This window comes from Halobacteriovorax sp. JY17 (assembly GCF_002753895.1).
Lineage (GTDB): Bacteria > Bdellovibrionota > Bacteriovoracia > Bacteriovoracales > Bacteriovoracaceae > Halobacteriovorax.
This window is the reverse complement of the sequence record NZ_NJER01000001.1, coordinates 1476913-1500394: the sequence shown is the minus strand read 5'-3', so window position 1 is coordinate 1500394 and position 23482 is coordinate 1476913. Positions and strand designations below refer to the sequence as shown.

The 23482-nt window shown below is 36.3% G+C and carries 27 protein-coding genes; 12 read left to right on the top strand and 15 right to left on the bottom strand.

The window, feature by feature from the left end; translation table 11 throughout:
- Window positions 1–35: 35 nt before the first annotated feature.
- Both CES88_RS07035 and CES88_RS07030 read right to left on the bottom strand, forming a co-directional pair.
- Entirely contained in the window at window positions 36–992 is a 957-nt protein-coding gene (locus CES88_RS07035) for a hypothetical protein (protein WP_290732830.1), read from the bottom strand.
- Entirely contained in the window at window positions 982–1626 is a 645-nt protein-coding gene (locus CES88_RS07030) for an LPS assembly lipoprotein LptE (RefSeq protein ID WP_290732828.1), read from the bottom strand. The genes CES88_RS07035 and CES88_RS07030 overlap by 11 nt, the downstream gene beginning before the upstream one ends.
- A gap of 94 nt (window positions 1627–1720) precedes the next feature.
- On the opposite strand from CES88_RS07030, the gene CES88_RS07025 reads away from it, so the two are divergent.
- Window positions 1721–2257, top strand: a complete 537-nt coding sequence (locus CES88_RS07025) for a DUF721 domain-containing protein (RefSeq protein WP_290732826.1) — start codon at window positions 1721–1723, stop codon at window positions 2255–2257.
- Here CES88_RS07025 and CES88_RS07020 read toward each other — a convergent pair.
- The 7 genes from CES88_RS07020 to CES88_RS06990 form a co-directional block, all read right to left on the bottom strand.
- Complete coding sequence (locus CES88_RS07020; RefSeq protein ID WP_290732824.1) at window positions 2228–2800, bottom strand: RsmD family RNA methyltransferase; 573 nt, start codon at window positions 2798–2800, stop codon at window positions 2228–2230. The genes CES88_RS07025 and CES88_RS07020 overlap by 30 nt on opposite strands.
- Window positions 2751–3347 (bottom strand): Sua5/YciO/YrdC/YwlC family protein, encoded by a 597-nt coding sequence (locus CES88_RS07015; RefSeq protein WP_290732822.1) that lies wholly within the window; start codon window positions 3345–3347, stop codon window positions 2751–2753. The genes CES88_RS07020 and CES88_RS07015 overlap by 50 nt, the downstream gene beginning before the upstream one ends.
- Window positions 3344–4354, bottom strand: a complete 1011-nt coding sequence (locus CES88_RS07010) for a hypothetical protein (protein ID WP_290732820.1) — start codon at window positions 4352–4354, stop codon at window positions 3344–3346. The genes CES88_RS07015 and CES88_RS07010 overlap by 4 nt, the downstream gene beginning before the upstream one ends.
- Before the next feature lie 224 nt (window positions 4355–4578).
- Entirely contained in the window at window positions 4579–5628 is a 1050-nt protein-coding gene (locus CES88_RS07005) for a hypothetical protein (RefSeq protein WP_290732818.1), read from the bottom strand.
- A 7-nt stretch (window positions 5629–5635) separates the two neighbouring features.
- On the bottom strand, window positions 5636–7006 hold the full coding sequence (locus CES88_RS07000; protein ID WP_290732816.1) for an MlaD family protein: 1371 nt from the start codon (window positions 7004–7006) through the stop codon (window positions 5636–5638).
- Window positions 7007–7018: 12 nt separating this feature from the next.
- Window positions 7019–7768, bottom strand: coding sequence for an ATP-binding cassette domain-containing protein (locus CES88_RS06995; RefSeq protein WP_290732814.1), 750 nt, complete (start codon window positions 7766–7768; stop codon window positions 7019–7021).
- Window positions 7769–7770: 2 nt separating this feature from the next.
- Window positions 7771–8571, bottom strand: coding sequence for an ABC transporter permease (locus CES88_RS06990; RefSeq protein WP_290732812.1), 801 nt, complete (start codon window positions 8569–8571; stop codon window positions 7771–7773).
- Between the two features lie 161 nt (window positions 8572–8732).
- Here CES88_RS06990 and CES88_RS06985 point away from each other — a divergent pair, with 161 nt between their 5' ends.
- On the top strand, window positions 8733–9482 hold the full coding sequence (locus CES88_RS06985; protein WP_290732810.1) for an FHA domain-containing protein: 750 nt from the start codon (window positions 8733–8735) through the stop codon (window positions 9480–9482).
- Between the two features lie 19 nt (window positions 9483–9501).
- Here the strand turns inward: CES88_RS06985 and alr are convergent, their stop codons facing one another.
- From alr to CES88_RS06970, 3 genes are all read right to left on the bottom strand, one after another.
- On the bottom strand, window positions 9502–10629 hold the full coding sequence (alr, locus tag CES88_RS06980) for an alanine racemase (protein ID WP_290732808.1): 1128 nt from the start codon (window positions 10627–10629) through the stop codon (window positions 9502–9504).
- A 3-nt stretch (window positions 10630–10632) separates the two neighbouring features.
- Window positions 10633–12093: a hypothetical protein gene (locus tag CES88_RS06975; protein WP_290732806.1), complete on the bottom strand. Its 1461-nt coding sequence runs from the start codon at window positions 12091–12093 to the stop codon at window positions 10633–10635.
- Window positions 12094–12171: 78 nt separating this feature from the next.
- A complete protein-coding gene (locus CES88_RS06970; RefSeq protein WP_290732804.1) occupies window positions 12172–12663 on the bottom strand; it encodes a shikimate kinase in 492 nt (163 codons plus the stop codon).
- A gap of 91 nt (window positions 12664–12754) precedes the next feature.
- Here CES88_RS06970 and CES88_RS06965 point away from each other — a divergent pair, with 91 nt between their 5' ends.
- The 8 genes from CES88_RS06965 to glyA all read left to right on the top strand — a co-directional run bounded on the left by CES88_RS06965 (window position 12755) and on the right by glyA (window position 19417).
- Entirely contained in the window at window positions 12755–13321 is a 567-nt protein-coding gene (locus CES88_RS06965) for a DUF177 domain-containing protein (RefSeq protein WP_290732802.1), read from the top strand.
- 106 nt (window positions 13322–13427) lie between these two features.
- The gene (rpmF, locus tag CES88_RS06960; protein WP_290732800.1) at window positions 13428–13637 is read left to right on the top strand and encodes a 50S ribosomal protein L32; all 210 of its coding nucleotides are present in this window, start codon (window positions 13428–13430) and stop codon (window positions 13635–13637) included.
- 174 nt (window positions 13638–13811) lie between these two features.
- Window positions 13812–14813: a beta-ketoacyl-ACP synthase III gene (locus CES88_RS06955; protein WP_290732798.1), complete on the top strand. Its 1002-nt coding sequence runs from the start codon at window positions 13812–13814 to the stop codon at window positions 14811–14813.
- Window positions 14814–14827: 14 nt separating this feature from the next.
- The gene (gene fabD / locus CES88_RS06950; protein WP_290732796.1) at window positions 14828–15781 is read left to right on the top strand and encodes an ACP S-malonyltransferase; all 954 of its coding nucleotides are present in this window, start codon (window positions 14828–14830) and stop codon (window positions 15779–15781) included.
- Window positions 15778–16542 carry a 3-oxoacyl-ACP reductase FabG gene (gene fabG, locus CES88_RS06945; RefSeq protein ID WP_290732794.1) on the top strand — a complete coding sequence of 255 codons (765 nt, stop codon included), beginning with the start codon at window positions 15778–15780 and terminating at the stop codon, window positions 16540–16542. Before fabD ends, fabG begins: the two co-directional genes overlap by 4 nt.
- Before the next feature lie 33 nt (window positions 16543–16575).
- Window positions 16576–16800 (top strand): acyl carrier protein, encoded by a 225-nt coding sequence (acpP, locus tag CES88_RS06940; RefSeq protein ID WP_290732792.1) that lies wholly within the window; start codon window positions 16576–16578, stop codon window positions 16798–16800.
- A 113-nt stretch (window positions 16801–16913) separates the two neighbouring features.
- Window positions 16914–18155 (top strand): beta-ketoacyl-ACP synthase II, encoded by a 1242-nt coding sequence (gene fabF, locus CES88_RS06935; protein WP_290732790.1) that lies wholly within the window; start codon window positions 16914–16916, stop codon window positions 18153–18155.
- An 11-nt stretch (window positions 18156–18166) separates the two neighbouring features.
- Window positions 18167–19417 carry a serine hydroxymethyltransferase gene (gene glyA, locus CES88_RS06930; RefSeq protein ID WP_290732788.1) on the top strand — a complete coding sequence of 417 codons (1251 nt, stop codon included), beginning with the start codon at window positions 18167–18169 and terminating at the stop codon, window positions 19415–19417.
- Window positions 19418–19434: 17 nt separating this feature from the next.
- Here glyA and CES88_RS06925 read toward each other — a convergent pair whose 3' ends face one another.
- From CES88_RS06925 to CES88_RS06915, 3 genes are all read right to left on the bottom strand, one after another.
- Window positions 19435–19782 (bottom strand): hypothetical protein, encoded by a 348-nt coding sequence (locus CES88_RS06925; protein WP_290732787.1) that lies wholly within the window; start codon window positions 19780–19782, stop codon window positions 19435–19437.
- On the bottom strand, window positions 19779–20765 hold the full coding sequence (locus tag CES88_RS06920; protein ID WP_290732785.1) for a hypothetical protein: 987 nt from the start codon (window positions 20763–20765) through the stop codon (window positions 19779–19781). Before CES88_RS06920 ends, CES88_RS06925 begins: the two co-directional genes overlap by 4 nt.
- Before the next feature lie 73 nt (window positions 20766–20838).
- Window positions 20839–22350 carry an FMN-binding glutamate synthase family protein gene (locus CES88_RS06915; RefSeq protein WP_290732783.1) on the bottom strand — a complete coding sequence of 504 codons (1512 nt, stop codon included), beginning with the start codon at window positions 22348–22350 and terminating at the stop codon, window positions 20839–20841.
- 192 nt (window positions 22351–22542) lie between these two features.
- Between CES88_RS06915 and nrdR the strand changes: the two genes are divergently transcribed.
- Window positions 22543–23028, top strand: a complete 486-nt coding sequence (gene nrdR / locus CES88_RS06910; protein WP_290732781.1) for a transcriptional regulator NrdR — start codon at window positions 22543–22545, stop codon at window positions 23026–23028.
- Window positions 23009–23482 carry a transcription antitermination factor NusB gene (nusB, locus tag CES88_RS06905; protein ID WP_290732779.1) on the top strand — a complete coding sequence of 158 codons (474 nt, stop codon included), beginning with the start codon at window positions 23009–23011 and terminating at the stop codon, window positions 23480–23482. Before nrdR ends, nusB begins: the two co-directional genes overlap by 20 nt.

Below are 23482 nucleotides of genomic sequence, written 5' to 3'. Positions count from 1 at the left end.
GGTTCCTTTTTTAGTTTCTATAGAATGAAATAAAGTTAAAAAGACGAGAGATACTCAAGTCTCAACTTATTTTTAAGTAGTGCACTTTTAGACTTAGCATCTATTTCAAGCTCACCAAATAAATGAGACTCCCTCTGCAATTCATCTGTTGTCCAGGCCTTTGCATGAGATAAGATTTCTCTATCGTACTTACTCAGACGACTCTTTCCATCACAGTAACTTGTGTCCATCATTTTAAAGAGATGTCCCTGCATGAAATTAAAAAGTGATCTCAACTGTTCAAAATCTATTTCTTTAGAGCTAACCATCCCAAAGAAGTGTGACCTCTTCTTAGTACAAAAGAGGTTTGCCAACTGAAAGTGGTCAAGCTTACTGGGGCGAATTAATTTTTGAATATATTCAAGCTTAATATCATTTCCACCAGGGAAGTATAGACTAATTAAATTTATCGCTTGGAAAAACTCATAACTAGTATTTTCAAGGGCCGTTAGAAGATAGTTCTTCACGTTCATAGGAAGTGATAGTTTGAAGTAATTACAGATAAATTCTAAGTGTTGAAGACCTTCCCAAAACCTTGGTGCATCGATACGAATAAATTCCGCTTCCATTTTCTTAGAAAGTTGCTCAAAGTTTTTAGACGGTTTAGAAAAACTTAAAATTAGGAATTGATTAGAAATTTCTAATGGATTTTCTTCTAGCCACTTCTTCGTATTTGCTGGAAGATTTTGGGCCTCAATTACAAGGTAGCTTTCATTATTTCCAAAAAGAGAAATAGTTTTAAACTTCTCTTCTAGCCAATCAATGGTTATGTCAGAGGCATTAATTTTAAAATAATCCCCGCTCTCAGTGAGTTCCCTAGGCATTGTGGCCAAGAGAATATGTGAAATGAACTCATCACAGAATTGAAAAATATAAAGTCCAGGTTTACTAGAATTTATAATCGTCTGATTAGATTTAAGAAAATCCCATGGGAACCACTTACTAGAAGGCATTTAAAACTGTCTCCCTAAAGGTACTTCCAGCAGAAACGGCTAAGGCCTCTACTGCTTTATTCAAAATTTCTCTATTTTGTGTTGAGTTAGTAATGGCTCCTCCATCTGGTCCCTGAGTGAGATCAAGGTAGCGAGAGAAGCTAGTAGTTAAATCAATCGTACTTGAAAAGATAACCTTTGGGTGTTGCTCAATAAAGGGAAGAAAGTCCTTATTCAAAAGCTTCATATCAACTGCTGTAGGACTTTTTATTAAGACAATCACAAGTGCTAATTTGATAGTGGTTTGATTAGGAACATAGAAATCTCTCCTTCCGGGAAGATCTTTAATCAATGTTGTTCCTGTTGTTTGGTAGAAACTATTTCTTCTATCTGTAGAAGTAATGATACCGATAAGAGTAGCATCTGCTTTATTACTATTTCCACTATAGATTTTAAGAGTCGTATTTTGAGATAAAACCGAGCTAATATTCTCAGTCATGGAGGTGCTAGCATTAGGAACTAGGGACTTATTTAAAAAATTAGGAATTGCCACAGATTTTACACCATAAGTAGCAAATGGATTATTTTGATAACGAAACTGATACCCCGCACAAGAGTAAAGAAGAATAAGGCTTAAGAGTGATAAAATCTTCATAAATACGTCATCTATTGTTTATATTTTTAATTAAATTAATCTACCACCTCTTAACACGGTTGCCAATTCTGCTGATTTGATAGAATGTTACGAAGTGAAGAAAACCAGTCAATTTACCAGCTTAAAGTGTCTGCTTGAAAAGAATGCATCAGGTGGCGTCAGAGCATCAAAGGCCAAGTACTTTGGACAGGATACCTTTGACTTTTTTTCTCTTATTGAGGTCTGGCCAACAATTGTTGGAGAAAAACTTGGGAAATATACAATTCCTCTAAAGAACCATAATGGGAATTTAACTGTTCTCACAAATCATTCAGCTTTTTCGCAACAGCTTGGTTTTCTTGAAGAAGAAATAAAGAAGAAAATTATCGCGAGATTTCCTTCTCTAAAAGGAAAAATTAATCGCATTTACTTTAATTACAATACAGAGCACTTTAATGGACAAGTCTCTCTCTCTAATAAAATTCTAAAAAAAGATACGAAGGATGTAGAGAAAGAACAAATTATCTTTCATAAGTACTCTCCAGTATATAAGCAATTAAAAGTAGAAGCTGATAAGCTACTTTCAGAAATTAAAGATGAAGAAATAAGAGAAGTTCTTAGTTCAATCTACATCCAAACAAAATCTAAATAGACCTACTTCTTCGTAGTCGCCCATTCTAGTGATTCTCGAATCTAGTTCCTCTAAGTTATCTCTATGCGAAAAGTAAGCTACTCCTCCAGGATTAAGGCAGTCCTCAACCTTTTTAATTAGATCTTGAAATTTAAAATTCATTGTAAAGCGACATATATTTCGATTAGCATCACTTCCTAGTCTTGAACGAGAAGGATCAAAGTACGGAGGGTTTGCAAGAATAACATCATACTTCTTCTTGTTTAGAAAATCTTTAAAGTTTGTAATGTGAATACTGTAATTACACGTTAGAATTTTTGAGTTTTCTTCAAGGTGGTTTTTAAACTCTTCTTGAAGCTCAACAAAGGTTATATCTTTAACAGAATTGTGCCGAGTTTGAAATTCTATTGAAATAACCCCACTACCTGCAAAGAGTTCCAGGATACTTAAAGATTTCTTTTCACTTTCTAGTTCAGTCGCCAAAATTGCAAGTTCAACACTATCCCGTGAAAATTTATAAAAATGTGGTTGAGAGTAATTTAAAATGTTCTCTAATTTCTTCAATATACTTTCCCTCTCGAACTATTTGAACACCACTATTGCTGTAGAGAACTATAGTGGATGATCGCCCAGAGCATTTTGTCTCAGTCTGCCCGCTAAAGTATTCATTACTCATAAATTTATGAAAGAAATCATCTGCATCGCTTAGAGATATAATAGGAGGTCGCTTTGTAAGATTAAGGCTTGTGGAGGTTATTGGCCCTCCAACTTCCCGAAATATCGGTCGAAGCTCATCTGTGTCCATACAACGAATTGTTAAATAGTCACTATCTTGGCAAATCCACACGGGAAGATCTACTTTCGCCCATTGCTTAGGAACGCCGATTGTTGACTCAAATTCAAAGAATTTATTCAACCACTCTCTCGAAAACTCTTTCGGAAGATTAATATATTCATTAATCATTTCAAAACTTTGAAAAACGATACTGAGAGGTTTCTTATTCGCATGACCTTTTATAAGGGCTATTTTATCATAACATTCTTTAGAGAATATACTTCCGCCAATGCCCCAAACTGTATCTGTAGGATAAACAAATAATTTTTTTTTCATAGTATTAACCACCAGACAAAGTCTTCTCTTTCCTCACCCATTTCTATCAACTTCATTATAGGAAAAGATGTCTCTCGTCCATCAAGAAGAGCTCTATGAAAGTAATTTCTTTTTAAAGTAAAAATTGGCTTCTTAAACTCACTATCTTTCAAACTTAGATTTTTTTTAACGATTGAATCTTCTAATAAGTCTAAAATTACATAATCACTCGTTAAGCTCTTCCCATAGGCCGTACTCAAAGAGTCGACAATTTGAGTACGTGTCTTATCATCTGGAGAGAGATTGTCTTTAAATATCCAATAATCTAAAATATTAAGTCTCTTCAATATTCGAGATTTTTCTATTTTAGATATAAACTTCTCTTTATCTTTATTTGATATTCGATTGATAACAGCCTTCATCCAAAAAGAAGGAAATGACGTACCGTAAAGAGTTGTACGCATATTTTCTCTAATTTCATTCAGTGACCAATCAAATGAATTTGATTCAAACTTAATAATTTTCCCTTCTAAATCTAAGAAATGAAAATTTGAATCTAATATTCTTATTAATTTCTCATCTTCTAAGGATTCTCTTAGATTCGAAAAAAGATCATTAATTAATTTAAAATATTTTTCTTTATTACTCTCAGAAATAAACTCTTGAGAAAGATCATTTATATACACTACTTCATTTATAGATATTAATTTCTTGAAGTGTTCAGCTAGAAGTCCTTTATTTCCTATTTGTCCGTAACCAACACTAAAGAGAAGGCTGCTTATAAAGGAAGACTTCGAGCTCTCGGCCTTTTCGATTAATTTATTATAGAGATTAAATCTATTTAGCTTTGATTTGTTATTTTTGATCAAGGACATGATAGAGGATATTTCATCTAATTCATTTTTACCTGGGTACTTAGCTTTCCAAATACTTTCAATATTCTCCAGCTCTTTCTTTGAAAAACCTCGAGAATGTAAAAAGCTTAAAATCTCTTTTAGATTATTTCCCTTTTTATAAGGATAGTGCAAAATATCGAGAGTTCTTTCAGAGAACTTCGGGTTACATTTCTTAAAAAAACTTTTAAATTGCTCATTTAGAAGAAAGTCCGTTTTAGATAAAGCTATCGCGAGCTGTAAGTCAAACTCACTCTTATAATTACATTCTTCAATATCTGGAATACTTGAAACAAGAACTTTTAGGCCATCTCCCCCTATTCGAAATGCAATATTGTAGAGGTTTCTTACCAGAGGAGTTAATTCAAAAAAGTTTTTTTTTTTACTTCTCCATTATAGAGTGACTGAGCTTGAACATTTTGTATCAAAGGATTTGAAAATCTAACAACTTCGCTATTAATGATGTTAGTAAAGTAGTAATAAGCTCCAGAAGCAATTACAAGAATAAGAAAAACGAGGACATAGAAAAGGTACCGATCATTTCTCTGCGGCTTGGAGACCTTTTTCTTGCTTGAAGAAGAAGATTTTTTAGAAGTCTTTTTCTTACTTACTGATGATTTAGCTTTTTTTTTTGTAGATACTTCTTTTGCTGCAGGAGGAATATCTGGAGTAACATCTTCCATTACTTGTGGAGGCTCTGAAAATACGATGTCGTCTTGTGTAATATCTGCAGAACTTAAATCAAAATTAGGGTCAGTAGCATCAGGATCAAAACTCTCTGCCGCAGGGGCTGACACATCCCCCATATCTGGATACTCCAAATCATCACCATCAGGGAGCTTTCCCTCTTCATCATGACCTGGCTCTTGATTTTCCACATGAGCATTCATCTGAACAGGAGCTGACTTCGGAGCTGTCGATGGCTCCACCACAGGCTTAGAAACAGCGACAGGGTTAACTTCAACAATTCCCATATCTGGATATTCTAAATCTTCATTACTTGGAGTTATCACTTCCTCTGAAGGAGACCCCATATCAGGGTAATCAAGATCATCTTCAACAGGAACGACAGGGTCACTACGATCTTCTATTTCGAGAGAGTCTAATTCATGACTCGGGCTAGGCATTGTGCTTGGATTAAGAGAACCCGTATTTTCTGTTGGCTGATGGGTATTTGCAGTTAGAACGTTTGGAGCTTCTGAAATAGGATTAAACCCTTGTGGTATATCTCCATGAATATACTTTTCAACAAGATTCTCTTCTTTAATAGAAATCCAGTATCCATTTCCACTCGTAACTTCATCGTCAGGAGCTAATGAGCCTTTGTTAACAAATTCAATAATCTTTTGTTTTGTAACTGGACCTAAAATTTGCTTATTTTTAGTTCTTATTAACCAACACTTTTCCATTTCTTACCTATAAGAAAAAACCAAGTAAACCTTTAATATCTTCATCATTAAATCGAAGACCAAGACTAAAGAGAGCTGACCTATCTTTAGTTGCTAAATCTACACCTGATACTTTACCGTAAAATACATTCCATAATTGAACTTCAGTTGAAAGCCTTAGATTTGGACCAACATGATCTCTATAATCAAAGACATCGAAAGAGAGCCTAGTCGCTCCATTAAAGAGATCATAGTCTATCCCTGCACCACCAGTAGACTCTATAATTCCACCTCTTACATATAAGTCATGAAGTTTTCTACCGATTTGAACATCAAAGCGAAAGACATCCTTCTTCTTAACTTTCTCTGTTTCAATCGTTGTTACGCCACCTACTATTCTAGTTGTTTGTTTTTCAGACTCAGGCCCATAATTAGACGAACTCAAACCTAAAATATAAAACCTCTCCGGCGAAGGAAAAATTCTAAGGGCTCCACTTGTTGTACTACCTTCTTCGGTTCCAGCTCCCATGAACCCAGAAAGTTCAGTTCTAATATCACTTACTCTTCCAACAATTTTATTCACACTAGAAAGTGTTTGCTTAACTTCATCCGCAATTTCTTCTTCAACAAGAATTTTCCCAAGAGTTCCTTTACCAACTTTAATGTCTGCTACAAGCTGCTTCATATCCGCAGTCATTGCATCTGCATTAGCAAGAATTTTTCTAAGATCCTTCATAGCACTATCTTGCTCTTGATCATCAGTTTGAAAAGCGATTTGTTCAGTGAATCTTTCAAGGTTCGCAATTAAGTTATTCATTCTTTCTTCATTGCCTTGAATAACGTTCTTCAGAGACTCTGTAGCAATTCGAGCATTTGCAGCAACTTGAGTAAAGTCATTAAGAATCTTTTTCACAGGAGAAACCTCTCCCTCCGGAGCAATTGACTCTCTTAAAGTTTTCATCATAACTTTTACATCTTTAAGAACGTCACTTGCATCTTTTACAAGTTTCTCAACACCTGCTCCTTCATCAGAAACAATGAAAGCATTTTCAGTTAATCGCTCTTGAGAGTCACCCATGTGAATTTGAATATACTTATCACCTAGAAAACCAACAGTCTTAACCTGAAGTTTTGAATCTTTCACTATCACAACTTCATCAAGAACCTCGAAAGTAATTAAGGCTTGATTTCCCTGTAGCTCAATTTTCTTAATTCTACCGGCATTAATACCCGCAACTTTAATTGGAGTCTTTGGAAAAATCCCCGAAGCATCAGTAACAATAGTTCTGTATGTTACATATTCTCCAAAGCCAGATTGGTTAGAAGTGATCTTTAAAGACATATAAGCAACCATCGCCATAGTTGCAATGGCCATTAATCCAATTTTAAATTCGTTCATAGCTTATACTTCTCATAAATTAATAAATTCCTGCACAAGAGGGTTTGTTGATTTTTTAAATTCTTCCACAGGTAAGTACTCAACAATACTACCACGGTCTAAGAAGGCTACAAAGTCAGAAATCCTAAGGGTAGCTTTTACGTCATGTGAAATGATAATTGACGTCATTCCTCGGTCACTATTTCTCTCTGCTGTATCTACAATTAAATCGTTGACCATTTTTGTCGTAATTGGATCAAGTCCTGTTGTAGGTTCATCATAAAGCATAATATGTGGATTAAGAGCAAGTCCTCTAGCGAGTCCCACTCTCTTTCTCATTCCACCAGACAATTCAGATGGTAAGCCTCCATAGGAAACTTCTTTAATACCTACTGATTGTAAAAGATCTTTAGACTTTTCAAGAATTTCTTCTTCTGAAAGCTTTGTGAACTCTCTCATTGGAAAAGCAACATTTTCCACAGCACTCTTAGAATCAAAGAGGGCCGCATATTGAAATAGCATTCCAAAGTTTTGTCTAAATTCTCTAAGCTTCATTGGATCAAGGGTTGAAAGATCACTCCCAAGAACCGAAACTTTTCCGCTAGTGGGCTGGTGCAGACCAAGCATATGTTTTAAAAGCGTAGACTTTCCTGCACCTGAGAAACCTAAAATCGTGGTAATTTTATTTCTTGGAATATCAAAGTTTAAATTATTTAAAACTGTATGTTTTCCAAATATCTTTGTTAAATTAGAAATGCTAATGGCAGGATTTTCAAACTTCATGATCAAAGTACCTGAATTAGAAAACTGGTTAAGAAGTAGTCTAAAACGAGAACAGAAATCATTCCCCAAACAACAGCAAGATTTGTTCCCTTCCCCACTCCTTCAGCACCCTTTGTTACATTAAATCCGAAGTAAGTTCCTATAACGGCAATAATAAAACCAAAAACTGTCGCCTTGATTATTCCTTGAATAATGTCACCAACGAACATAAATTCACCGAGTTTTGACAAATACATAGTTTCGTCAATCATCAGGGCCACTGTTCCAACAATATATGATCCAACATTTCCAACAAAGAGAAATGCTATACTTAACATTGGAAGAGCAAAAGTTGCGGCAAGGATTCTCGGAACTGCTAGATATTGATAGCTGTCAATTCCCATTACTTCTAAAGCATCCACTTGTTCTGTCACTTTCATTGTTCCAATTTGAGCGGCCATTGCAGCTCCAGCTCTTCCAGCAACAATGAGTCCACTTAAAACTGGAGCAAGCTCTTTTGCGAGGGAGATCGCGACCACCGAACCAACAAGTGAATCTACATTTATTAATTTAAAACCAAAGTAAGTCTGGTAGGCCATTACCATTCCAGTAAAGCTTCCGGCCAAAGTGATAATAAAAAGGGATTTATTCCCAATAAAGTAGAACTGCTCAGCAAAGAGTTTAAATCTAAAAGGAGGTTTTAAAATCCAGTAGAAGAATTTAGAAATGAAGCGACATATATTACCGAGACCTTGAATGTTCTCGATTGTAGCCTGACCAATCATTTCTACAATTTTTTTGAATTGTGTTGTTACTAGAGTCATTACCTGAATAAAACCGTCAAATTAAATAAGTTATTAATTATATATGTGATAAAATTGTAAACGAACATTTACCTCTAGGCGAATTTAAAACTAGAAATATTTAAATAATTTGTAAAAATGCCGTTGAGTATCTAAATGCGCTATTTATAAGGTAAGAAGTTGTGAAATTTTATCTAATTAACTTAGAATCTTCTGATTTTTTTGAAGTATTGGACCAGCTTAGCGTAGGAAGAAAGGATAACTGTGATCTAGTCCTAAGAGATGATCTCGTTTCAGGTAGGCACTGTAGGTTTCATATAAAAGAGCATCTACTCTTTATTGAAGATTTAAATGCTTCAAATCCAGTTCAGATTAATAACCTTCAAATAGAATCAAATTCAAAAGTAAAATTAAGAAACAAAGATAAAATCAAAATTGGCTCAATAGAGTTCTATTTAAGTACACAATTGCCAAAGAATGAATTAACTTACAAATCTCTTATTCTAGAGAAAGTAAAAATACATGAGACCTTTGATTCTGACTTAGACTTTGAAAAGAATGAAAAGCACTGGAAAGACAGTAACGCTCCACGCCCTCAAATAAATAGAAAGAAGCCCAAGATTCATAATCCCTCTTCTTCTAACTCTAATCCAGTAAATTCAGGCGGCGACACGTTAGAGGATTTACAAGTACAAGTGATTAAATTATCAGAAAATATGACATTACTAAATGAGAAACTTTGTAAAACAAAGAAGTTTTCTGGAGAAGAGATTCAAGAAAAAATTTCTCTTTATTCTGAAAAAATAAGTCACTATACAAAGAAAAGAGATGAAGTTTTTGCGATTCAAAACCTACAAGAACAACTCTTGGAATTAAAGAATAAAAAGAAGGAACTCGAGTTTAAAATTCGAAATCTCGACCCCGAAAAATAATGGCTATAATTCTTTCAAATTAAGAATAAATCTTAGGAACTCTCTGAGTCAGATTGATAAATACTTCGTAAGGAATAATTTTGACATCCTGACAAAATTCACTAAAGCTCTCAACTGAATGATTCCAGACTGTGAAAGTGTCCCCCACTTTTAGCTCTGGCAAGTTATCACTTGAAAAGAAAACTTGTGCCATATCCATATTTACTCGACCGACAATTTTTCCAGCAATATCTCTATGATATAAATGCGCTCCGAGATAGCGAGTTGAAAAACCGTCTCCATATCCAAGAGCAATAATGGCCACCCTTCCTGCCGATGGGCAAGGTGTCGCACCATAACCAACAGGCTGTCCCTTCTCTACATCAAAGAGAGAGATGACATAAGTTTCAAGTTTTGAAATAATTTCACCAGTCCACTGACTAAGCTGCGAGTACTGCGGAAGCAATGAACTTGGCCCATACATCATAAGTCCTGGTCTAACATGAGTTTCTAAAAGACCTGCACCTTGCTCAATGGCCCCAGAATTTGAAATAGAACTAGCTTCAACTTCAATATTAGCATCTTTAAAAGATTTCTTAATTTTCTCAAAATTTTCAAATTGTAAGAGGTTTCTCTTATTGGTTTTTATTGGCATTGAGGAAGAAGATAAGTGAGTCATTAAATGATAGACTGATTTTCTTCCTGCAATTTTAAGACTCTTAATCACTTCATCAACGCTAGACATCTCAAGCCCAAGTCTATTCATACCAGTATTAAACTTTATAAAAAGTGGGAAGTTTTCAAATTCACGATTTGTTAAAATGAAATCTAGATCTTCTCGATTTGAGATGACGGGAACAATTCTTCTATTTAAATAAATCTCAGCACACTCTCTAAGCTCAACTTGAACGTCGGAAAATACATAGATTTCAAATTCTAGATCGTATAATTCTTCTCTAAGTAAAAGAGCTTCTCCAAGACTAGCGCATCCAAATTCAGTTATCCCAAGTTTTTCGACACTGTGGCGAACAATGGGAATTACGCCATGCCCGTAAGCATTGGCCTTAACCATAAAAATAATTTTATTATTTATACAAATACTTTTGAGTTTCTTAAAGTTACTTTCTAATTTTTCAAAACTAATGATGTGCCTAGAGCGAAATCTCATATTTTAAAGAGTCCTCTCCGGAGCTTTTCCCCAAACAATTTCCTGAGTCTTTTTCTTTATTGCAATAGACTCTAATTCATCGAGAGCAGAGAATTTAACATCTTCAACGTGAAGAAGATAGGCCTCTGCTGAGGCTGGAATCATTTTTATTTCAGGCTTTAAGTTTTTAGAGAGAAGAGCATCTGCTCTCTCAAAATAGCGCCAGTAAGAAAAACGTACGCTTATATTTTTCAAATGGCTCATCACTTGATCGACGTGTTCATGATCACAAACAACACCGATATTTGAAACACCCATTGAAATAAATTTTAATTCATAACTAAATGTAGAAGTCACTCTTGTAACGAAGTCTTGAAAGAATTCTTTCCAAGAAAACTCTCCCGAGTCTCCTACTCTTGCCGTCTGAATTAATTCAGAGAGGTCAATATCAACGAGAGCAAATTGATTCTTGATATCACCAACTGAGGCCATTTTTATTTGCTTATCAAAGAGAGAGAAAGCTTCCCAAGGAGTTATAAATCTTGCTTCTCTCTTAATAACAGCTTTTCCATTATCTCTAAAGTAAGCATAGATTCCATTTAAGTGACTCTCTAGAGAAGACCAGTCAATTCTTTCGGCAAGCTCCATGTCATTTAGTTTTAAGTAAATAATTATATCTGGATTAACATCACTACCTGTGACATTGAGAGACATCACTTCGCCACCAAGTAACTCAACAGCAACTTGAGAGCTCATATTTTGAGCGAACTCTGCGATCCCCTGCTTACAAGTTTTTCCAAGAAAGAGCGATGGTACAGAAACATACTTCATCGACTGCCCTTCAGGAGAAACAAGCCTTTGGCCATTGGCACTTAATTCAACAAAAGAAAACTCTACAATATCTTGAAGCTCAGAAAAAACTGTTTCACATGCATCAAAGAAATCAAATGAAGTTCTCTTAGCACTATCAAATTTTGTAAAAATACCTTTTAAATATTTCTCAAAATAATTATCTTCTTTGTAAACCTGAGAGACTTCGATAAGACCTCGAACTTGATTGAATAACTTTCCTTTTTCAAGTTCAAGATTACTCAGCATATGCTCATATGAGATCATCTTATTTAGACGTTTTAAAATAGACTTGATTTGCCCTTTATAATTTGCGCCGTGAAGAATTGTTCCAAGGTTTAAGAAATCAAAAGTTGAATGAAGAAGAGGAGCTGAGCCTGTTGTAAAATAAAAGGCCATTGGCATTTGCTCATTGATCACGAATGGGTGCTTCTTTAGAAGTAAATTCCCTTCATGCATTTTCTTTACATCAATTAGAGAGAGAGTTGGTAGTACTTCAAGAGTACCATTCCAAAATGAATCGAGATCTTCATAATAGTGCGGAACTACTCCAAGCTCGCGGAAGATATCCGAAAACTCTTTGGCCAGTGCCATATCTTCAAGCAATAACGCGACTGTTAAACTATTCGAATTCATATTTTTCTCCCATTGGCGAATATCTCCATATTATGACTTTCTTTACACGATACGTCTAATATCAAAACCATGGCCGCTTTAAAAAAAAGATTTAAGAACAGTCCAATTTGTTGGCCAGACCTGAGAATCAGAGGGCAGAGAGCAGTCTTGAGCTTTTTCAAAGACCTCCTCCCGCTGAGTAAAGAGAGCTAGAAGCTCCTCGCGGCCCTTATCCAATTGAGGTCTATTTTCATCGCCTTTAATTCTCTTCATCGCCTCTTCAAATGTAACTGCGAGATGTAAAATTTTAACACCTCTTTTGGAGAGAAGTTCTCTATTTTCTAATGAGTCGAGGGAGCCTCCGCCAAGGGAGAGAAGCCCCTCCTCCCCAATAGAATCAAGAGCCAAGGAAAGAGATTTACTTTCAAATTCTCTAAATTTCTCCCATCCGCTCTCACGAATAAAGTCCCCTAGCTCCTGATTTAATTGCTCACTCATAAATTTATCTAAATCAACAGAATTGGCCTCGGGATACATTTTTAAAAATGATGTTTTCCCCGCTCCCATAAATCCACAAATAGCTATAATCACAAAAACCTACGTCTGAAAAAAAGATATATCCAATGTACTTTTAGCTTCTTATAAGCTACAAGCCCTACATATTTACTATGAAGAGGCTACCATGTTGCAAAGAGACATAAAAGACAAACTAGACGAGTATCCAAGGCTCGAAAGTTTTTTAGAGGAAGAGAGAGAATATCATCTCGATAAATCATGTGAGTGGGTTAATGACTTACTTGCCGAGCTAGAAGAAAATCTAGAAGAGCACGAAAAAGATCCTGAAAATAGAAAAATGACCGTGAATCTTAGAATTAAGAGAAAAGGAATCCCTAGCTACGGCGAAGGACTGATCGTTCGCGGAGATTTTGACTGTAATTTTCTTACTCCTTGCATTAAATGCCTCGCCCCAGCAGCAGAAACAGCTAGAGGAGAATTTAGCGCTGTCTTTATAACTGATAAGTTTGAAGATGCAGAAGAATTCGACGAGAATTTATCTGTCTGGGCAGACAATTCAGAACTAGAAGTTTACTTTCACAATAGAGGAAAGTGTCACATTAAAAAAGTTGTTCATGAGCATATTTATCTTGGTCTCAACCCATACCCTCTGCATAGTGAAAGCTGTAAAGGCCTATGTGGACAATGTGGAAGTGACTTAAATCACGACGATTGTGGACACGGGGCCCAATAAGTCCTATAGAATGAGTTAAAAAGCTTGATAAATGGGTTAATATAGCGTAAATATTCACCCTTATTAGAAAAATAATTAAGTTAAAGTTACATATCTGGAGTAGAAGATGGCAGTACCAAAGAAGAAAACCAGTGTTTCAAAAAAAGGTTTAAGAAGAGCTGGGCAACACCATAAATTATATGCAAACAACAATGTTGTAGTTGATAACACAACTGGTGAATTAACTAAGAAGGGATGTATTTCTCCATCTGGTTTCTGGAAAGGTCAAAAGATCTTCGAAACAAAAGCAGATAGAGAAGAAACTACTGAAGAGTAATTCTTTTTAAAATAAAATTTAAAATAAATTAGAAGCAGAATTATTGGGAAACTAATTTTTCTGCTTTTTTGCGTTCATAGTCTAAATATCCCCTACCTCCTCTCTCTCAATTAACTCTTTTCATATCGAAAGCAAATTTGTTATTTTACTACCTCATAAAGATAGGAAGGAAAAATGACGGAATATAAGGTAAAGATTAAAGGGACAGGAATGTTTGTTCCTAAGAAAGTTTTAACTAACGATGATCTTTCAAAAATGGTTGATACAAATGATGAGTGGATATTTGAGAGAACAGGTATTCGTGAGAGAAGAATTTCAAATACTGAAGGTGGAGAATTCCCAAGCGACATGGCCTACCATGCAAGTCTTCAAGCTCTGAAAGCAGCGAACCTAGAACCAAACGATATTGACATGATTCTCTTTGGTTCAGTTACTCCTGATTACAAACTTCCAAACACAGCAGTTATACTTCAACAAAAATTAGGAATTACTAATCACTGTGCAGCTCTTGATATTGCAGCTGCTTGCTCAGGTTTTGTTTACGGAACTAATATGGCACAAGCAATGGTTAGAACGGGAATGTTAAAAAATATTTTAGTCGTTGGTTCTGAAATGCTTAGTACAGAAGTGAACTGGGAAGACAGAGGGACCTGTATTCTCTTTGGTGACGGATGTGGTGTTGCAATCATAGGAAGAAGCGAAGAAGGCGAAGAGTCTGATATTCTCGCAACTCACCTAGGAGCTGATGGCACAGGTAAAGAATTCTTTGACCAACCAATTGGAGGAGCTGTTCATCCTCTTACGGCCACACACCTTGATGATAGATCTCACTTCATGCAAATGAAAGGTAGAGAAATGTTTAAAGTTGCAACAAGAACTCTCGCTCAGAATGCTAAAACAGTTTTAGAAAAGGCGAATTTAAAATTAGAAGATGTAGATTGGTTAGTTCCACACCAAGCCAATATTAGAATTATCGAAACAACAGGAAAGCTTCTTGGCATTGATCCTGAAAAAGTAATCGTAAATATAGACAAGTACGCCAACACTTCTGCCGCAACAGTGCCAATGGCATTTCATGAAGCAATTCAAGACGGAAGAATTAAACGTGGTGACATCGTACTATTTGATGCTTTTGGTGCAGGACTCACGACAGGGGCCACTCTACTACGTTACTAAACTAAGGATTAGAAATGACAAAATCAGTTACTCTATTATTCCCAGGTCAAGGTGCTCAGTATGTAGGGATGGGAAAGTCTCTCGAGGGTCACACAGCATTCAACCTCTTTGAAAAGGCAAATCAAGCTCTTGGCTTTAACCTAACTCAAATGATGTTTGAAGGACCAGAAGATGATCTCAAACTTACTAAGTTCACTCAACCTGCAATCTTAAGTCACTCTGTTGCTCTCTTTGAAAAAGCAAAAGAAATTCTCGAGGAAAAGAATGTAAAGATCGATCGTGTACTAGGTCACTCTGTTGGCGAATACGCAGCCCTTGTTGCCGCAGGAGCGATTTCTTATGAAGATGCTCTCAATGCAGTCCACCTTCGTGGAAAGTATATGCAAGACGCTGTTCCAGAGGGAAAAGGCAAAATGTTTGCCATCATGAAAGTTCCACAAGAAAAAATTATAGATGCCTGTAAAGCGGCTAGTCAGGAAGGCTCTGAAGTCATGCCAGCCAACTTTAACGAGCCATCACAAATTGTAATATCTGGAGAAGCTAATGCTTGTGATAGAGCTGTTGCATGGTTAGAAGAGAACTGGACAGAGCCTTATAGAGCGGTTGAGCTAAAAGTCTCGGCACCATTTCATTCATCATTAATGAAGCCTGCTGCAAATAATTTACATAATGCTTTCACTAGCATTGCATTCAAAGACAGCACTCTTCCTTATATTGCAAATGTTGATGCGAAAGAATATCCGGCAGGAACAAGTGCTCAAACAATTCAAGATAATTTAATTAAGCAAGTCGATGGTTCAGTACTCTGGACTCAAAGTATTCAAGAACTTCCTGATGACACTATTTGTATTGAATGTGGACCAGGAAGAGTTCTCATGGGACTTGTTAGAAAAATAAATAGAAATATCAAAGTCATCTCACTAGATAAAGAAGGTGCCTTTGATGAGCTTAAGGAGCTTCTATCATGATGGCCAAATTTGAAGATTTAAAAGACAAGATAGTTTTAGTTACTGGAGCAACAAGAGGAATTGGAAAAGCAATTGCAATGAACCTTGCCTCTCAAGGAGCTCACGTTGTTTTTAATTTCCGTGAAGGAAAAGAAGATATCGCTAAAACGATCGAAGAAGAATTAAAAGCTGCCGGTGCAACAAATGCAACAGGTGTTATGTTTGATGTAACTAATAGCGAGCAAATAAAAACGGCCCTTGATTCTTTTAATAAAGAACACGGAGCGATTACGGGACTTGTAAACAACGCAGGAATCTCGAAAGATCAAATTGTTCTAAGATTAAAAGAAGAGGATATCGCGCAAACAATTGATACAAATCTTAAAGGATCAATTCTTGTAACGTCAGCTCTCTCGAGAGCATTCCTTAGAGCGGAGAATGTTTCAGTGGTAAATATTAGCTCTGTTGTAGGTCTTATGGGAAATCCTTCCCAAATTGCTTACGCGGCCTCGAAAGCCGGAATGCTAGGATTTACAAAGAGTTATGCTAAGGAACTAGCCTCTAGAAACGTAAGATGTAACGCAATATGTCCAGGTTTTATTGAAACAGATATGACCGAAGCACTTGATGAAAAGGTAAAAGAGGCGTATCTTGCTTCGATCCCGTTAAACCGCCTTGGTGATGTAAAAGAAGTGGCTAACCTAGTGAATTTTTTACTAAGTAGCGCCTCATCATATATTACAGGGGAAGTTATTAAGATTGACGGCGGATTATATATTTAAGTAAAGTATTCAAACACATATAAGGAGTAAACAATGGAAGAAAAAGTAATTAAACTTGTAAGTGATGCAACTAAGATTGATATTGCAAAAATCAACGCAGGAACTAGCTTCGTAGACGATCTTAACCTTGATTCACTAGACATCGTAGAGCTAATGATGAAAATGGAAGATGAGTTTGGAGTAGAAATTCCAGAAGAAGACGCAGAAGGTCTTAAGTCTGTATCTGACGTTGTTACTTACTTAGAAAAGAAACAATAAGAATTTAAATAAAATCAGATAAAAAAAAGGGAAGCAACTATAGGCTTCCCTTTTTTTTTACACTATATTTTATGTGTTGAAATTCAATATTAAAAATAGCTGAGGATCTACAAATGAATAGAGTTGTTATTACAGGAATGGGAGCCATCTGTGGTCTTGGTCATTCACTAGATGAAGTATGGGGAAATATCGTTGAAGGTAAGCCTGGTATTTCAAAAATTGAAAATACTCCAATCGAAAAACTCGCAGTGCAAATTGGCGGCGAAGTTAAGAACTTTGAAATCGATCCTGAAATCTTAGAAGCAAAAGAAGCTTCTAGATATGATAAATTCATTCACTTCGCTCTTCACTCAGGCTACGAAGCCTGGAGAGATGCAGGTCTTGAAAACCACACTTATAGTCCCGAAAAAATCGGATCTATCCTTGGTGTAGGAATGGGTGGTTTCCCAGAAATAGAAAGATCATACGAAACATTTATGGAAAAAGGTCCAAGAAGAATTTCTCCATTCTTTATTCCAGGAATTATTCCTAATATGGCCACAGGTCTTTTAAGTATTAAGCTTAACCTCCAAGGTGTGAACTACACGATTGCTTCGGCCTGTGCTTCGGCAGCTCACGCAATCTCTGCAGCAGCTTTTGAGATCATGGCCGGAAGACAAGATGTAATGATCACAGGTGGTGCAGAATCTGTTCTTTCCAACCTACCAATGGGTGGATTTATTTCAATGAAGGCACTTTCAAAAAGTATTGAAGAGCCAGAGAAGGCATCACGTCCTTTTGACGTTGATAGAAACGGATTTGTTATTGGTGAAGGTGCAGGAATTTTAGTTCTAGAAAATTACGAATCAGCAAAAGCTCGTGGAGCAAAAATTTATGCTGAAGTTGTGGGACATGGAACTTCAAGTGACGCTCACCATATTACAGCTCCTCATCCAGAAGGTGATGGTGCTTATAGATGTATGAAGATGTGTGTTGATTCAGCAGGTATTACTCCTGATAAAGTTGGCTATGTAAACGCTCACGGAACTTCAACACCACTTGGAGATCTTGGAGAAACTAAGGCAATTAAGAAAACTTTTGGAGATCATGCAAAGAATATGTATGTCTCTTCTACAAAGTCTATGATTGGCCACCTTCTAGGTGCTGCTGGTGGAGTCGAAAGTATTTTCTGCGCAATGGCGCTTTATAAAGGAATTCTTCCTCCAACAATTAACCTTGATAATCAAGACCCTGAATGTGATTTAGATTATGTTGCAAATAAGGCAAAAGAAGTTCAAGTTGAGTACGCACTTAATAACTCATTTGGTTTTGGTGGAACAAACTCATCACTTCTTCTTAAGAGATATACTGAATAAAAGGATTAAATATGTTTCATAAAGATGCAAATTCACTTAGCATAATGGACTCTGAGATTACAAAGCTAGTAGAACTAGAAAGAGTAAGACAAGAGGAAGGACTCGAACTTATTGCTTCAGAAAATTATACTTCTAAAGCAGTAATGGAGGCGCAAGGAACGATACTTACAAATAAGTATGCCGAAGGTCTTCCAGGTAAGAGATACTATGGTGGTTGTGAAGTTGTAGACTCTATTGAAACTCTAGCAATTGAAAGAGTTAAGGAATTATTCGGAGCAAAGTTTGCCAACGTTCAAGCTCACTCAGGATCAGGGGCCAATATGGCGGCCTACTTTTCACTCTTAGAAGTTGGCGATAAAGTTCTTGGAATGAATTTAGCAGAAGGAGGCCACCTTACTCACGGTTCGCCTGTTAATTTTTCAGGAAAGTTATTTGAAATTATCCCTTACGGACTTGATCTAGAGACTGAAACGATTGACTACCAAGCACTAAGAGAGCTTGCAATAAAAGAAAAACCAAAGATGATTATTGCTGGAGCTTCAGCATACCCTAGAACAATTGATTTTGAAAAATTTAGAACTATTGCCGATGAAGTTGGTGCATACCTCATGGTTGACATGGCCCATATTGCTGGTCTTGTTGCCGCAGGCCTCCATCCTAACCCGGTTCCTCACGCTCACGTTGTCACATCGACAACACATAAAACGCTTAGAGGACCAAGAGGTGGAATCATTTTAACTAATGACGAAGAACTAGCAAAGAAGATCAACTTCAATGTCTTCCCTGGAATTCAAGGTGGACCACTTGAGCATGTAATCGCAGCAAAAGCAGTCTCTTTCAAAGAAGCACTAGACCCTAGTTATAGAGAATATCAAAAACAAGTCATCACCAATGCAAAAGCTCTTGGAGAAAAACTTCAAAGCGAAGGGATTGAAATTGTTTCGGGGGGAACTGATAATCATCTTCTACTTTTAAAGACTGACTCTGTTAATCTATCAGGAAAGAAGGCCGAACACGCTCTTGAGGCTGCAGGAATCACTTGTAATAAGAATATGATTCCTGGAGATAAGAGGTCTCCATTCATTACTTCTGGTGTAAGAATTGGAACTCCGGCGATTACAACAAGAGGATTAACAGAAAAGCACATGGATCAACTTGGTGCTTGGATGTCTAAGGCATTAAAGAATCATGATAATGAGGAAGTGTTAAAAGAAGTTAGGGCCGAAGTCTTAGCTCTATGTAAAGAATTTCCTGTCTACTAAACTATTTCGCAATCAGACTAGAGGCAGCTCTTGCCTTTAGTCTCTGGATGCTTAGTGACTTCGAGAGTAACGTTATCAGGATTGCCAAAAGTTATGAACTGAATAGTTAAAGTCATTTTCTTAGAATCAAATGAAAATTTTCCAGAATCATCATCTCCAGAACATTTGTAACTACCCGAATCATTAGTACAGAAGAATATCTCTTCTCCTTTAAGAGACTCCACAGTGACAAAATTTTTCTTGGAACTATTCTTAATTTTAAGCTCTATATTATTTTGTTTTTCAAGTTTAAAACTATAGCAGAAGTCTTTAGCAAAAGATTTTGTAATCGCTAGACATAGGAATATCGCTAGAATTAATTTCATTTTCCTTTCCTAGGTCCACAGTTTTTTACGTCATCTATATCTTGCATACCGTCAGCATAATTAACAACCATTGAAGGCCCATTCTTCGCAAGCTCCTTAATCATCCAAGCATTACTTCCTGCAATTGAAGGACATCCATGACTTGATTGGTACGGAGAGACGTGCATATACTTATAATCTACAGCACTTCCATTATTTGTTGATTGTAGTCCAATTAAGGCAAGAGCATCGGCCTTATTATCTTTAGCTTTTCTTCGAATTTCTTTATAGCCAGACTTTTGGCTACTGAAATCAAACGTCTTCATTCCTGTAAGAAAGACACCTTTGACCGTAGACTTTTGACTTGAAACATTTTTGAATTTTGGACCTGTTCCCATATTGAAGTAAGACTTTACAACCTTTCCTTTACAGATATCGATGTAATACATTCTTCCTCTATAGGTACTCAATTTTTCTTTCGTATTATTGATAACGATTTGGCACTTATTTGGAATACCATTTTTAAGAGCTCCCTCAAACTTACCTCGTGTCATGCCGCCAATAGAATAGTGTCTTGTATCTCCTAACATATAACAATTCTTATTTTGGAAACTCTTTGAATTTTTTTTGAAAGCTTTTAAAGCGTAAGTTAGTGCATCTTTTGGAACTTCACCATCTGTGAATAATTTCTCACAGTTTTGAATCCACTTCTTTCCGAGTTCTGGATAATTACATAGTTCATTCTTTGAAGAAGCTCTTTTCGTTTTACTTGCCATAAACCTATCTTCAGCAACTGGGCATGATGCTCTGTTACCGCTCAACTTTTCATTAATATAATCATTCACATCATATGCTGATGGCATTTTTTCAAAGTTCTCTGTTAATTTCTTCGCATCTGAAGAAACATCTGGACTCAGACTCTGACCAATAGAACCCAAGTCACCCGTCTTTCGACAGGATGTTAAAACTAAAATTAATAGAACAAAGAAACTAGAATATTTCATTTATACACTCTCACTAAAAGCTTATCGGCTCTAAATGGATTAAACTTAAACAGAAGGCTTTTCAGCGAAAAATCTATTTGATATCAAATGGATAGATCTCTCCTAAATTTTTAACCTTAGTAGGTGAAATTCTTCTAAAAATATCTGATCTTTTCAACTTATTTGGGTGGTCCACTCCTGCACTTCCAAGAATTTCTCTAACTGAGTTAATAGTTTCTTGATGAAAATTATTAATACGAACCCCTTTATTTTCGACATCAAGGCCCCAAGATAAACTCTTATCCTGAGTCGCAATTCCCGCAGGACATTTATTTGTATTACAAATTAAGGCCTGAATACAACCGAGGGCCAACATCATTGCCCTTGCTGAGTAACAAGCATCTGCACCCAATGAAATTGCTCTTACCATATGAAAGCCTGTAATGATTTTTCCAGACACAAGAACTTTAATCTGATCTCTAAGTCCATACTTCTTTAACGTATCACAAGCAAGGACAAGTCCCTCCGTCATTGGCGTTCCAAGACTATCTGAAAATTCTAGAGGAGCGGCACCTGTTCCACCTTCTCCGCCATCGATAACAATATAGTCAGGATAATTATCCCTCTCTTTCATTCTTATACAAAGCTCTTCGAACTCATGTAATTTACCAAAGCAAAGCTTTATGCCTATAGGCTTTCCTCCACTCAGATCACGTAACTTTTGAATAAAGTCAATTAACCCATCACTATTATGAAATTCAGTGTGCCCTGGAGGTGATATTACTGCCACAAACGGTTTTACTCCACGAATTCTCGCAATCTCTGGTGTATTCTTCTTTGCAGGAAGAATTCCCCCGTGACCAGGCTTCGCCCCCTGAGAGAGTTTTATCTCAATCATCTTCACAGACTCTCTTGTTGCATTCTCAATATACTTTTCTTCAGAAAAATTTCCATCGTGATCTCTCGCTCCAAAGTATCCCGTTCCTATCTGCCAAATAATATGACCTTCATGTTTTAAGTGAAAATCACTGATACTTCCCTCGCCAGTATTTTGAGCAAATCCACCAAGACTTGCCCCTTTATTTAAGGCCTCAACAGCATTGCCACTTAGAGAGCCATAGCTCATAGCAGATATATTTAAAATACTTGCATTGTACTTCTTTGAGCAATGCTTAGAGCCTATTTCAACCCTTAGATTCTCTAAAGGAACTTCATGCTCACTTAGAGGATACATCGAATGATTAATCCACTCATAACCTGGTTCGTAAACATTCACTTGTGTTCCAAAAGGCTTTGTTCTTAGAACACGTTTTGCTCTTTGATAGACAACACTTCTGTTAATTCGATTTATAGGAGTTCCATCGGTGTCGCTTTCTACAAAGTACTGATAGATTTTTGGACGAAGCTCCTCCATTACATAGCGCAACCTTCCAAATAAAGGATAATTCTTCTTAATAGTATGCTTAGTTTGTGTAAGATCATAAATCCCAACCAACCATGACGGTAGGAGAATAATCAACCACAGTGACCACAACGGGTGTAGGTAAATCAGAAAAGACGCTACAGGAATTGTAACCACACAAAATACAATGAACCACTTTCTCATGAATTTCTCCCTTAACAACTCCCTAACGGGTAATTCACTGAAAATATTAAGAAAAGAATGGAGTCTCTTTATTAAAAGAAGAAACTCATAAGCGATTGAAATTATATGTATATTTTTCAGACATTTTAAATAATGCCTTGCCAATGAAGCCTCATATAACGTAAAAAACCTTTTAAATTATTAGGAATTACTATGCATTGCCCAATTTGCCACGTTACCGACACAAAAGTTGTAGACTCTCGCTTAATGCCAGAGGGTTTAAGTGTGCGCAGAAGAAGAAAATGTGAAGGTTGTGATAATAGATTTACGACCTACGAGAAAATTCAAATTCAAATGCCAGCCGTGCTCAAACATGATGGTAGACGTGAAAGCTATAACCGAGACAAGATTCTAAGTGGTCTCAAAAAAGCTTCTCAAAAAAGACCCGTTTCAACAGAAGACCTTGAAAAGCTAATGGAAAAAATTGAAAGGCATATGCTCGAACATTATCCAAAGGAAGTTCCTTCCAATGTTGTCGGTGAATTAACAATGAAAGAACTACTTCATCTTGACCCAGTTGCATATACAAGATTTGCTTCGTTCTATTGGGATTATAAAGATATTGAAGGATTTGTTTCTTCTTTACTTAAAAACCTTACAGCTTCAAAAGGAGTAGAACGTGAGCAACTTCAGCAATAAGACAATTGCCAGAGAATTTTCATTTAAACTAGTTTATAAAGTACTATGCTCAAACGAAAATCTTCTAGATCTCGTTCTAACCAAGAATCCAAAAGCTGAATATGAAAGGTTCATCGAAGAATTTATCAAGTCTTGTGTTGAACCAGATGAAGAGCATCCAAATAACCAACTACCTTCTGGTTCGCAAAACTTTGCGCTCTCTCTTTCTGGTGGTGTTTTTACAAGTAAATCAACTCTAGAGTCAGAAATTAGTAAGCACCTTCATAAGAGAAAGATTCATCAATTAGAAAAAATTGATTACGCTCTCTTAATGCTTGGTGCATATGAGATCCTCTATGTTAAGGCGACACCTAAGCCAGTCGTTATAGACGAAATGGTTAACTTGGCCAAGAAGTACGGAACTGCAGATTCTTATTCTTTTATAAATGGAACTCTAGACTCAATAGGAAAATAA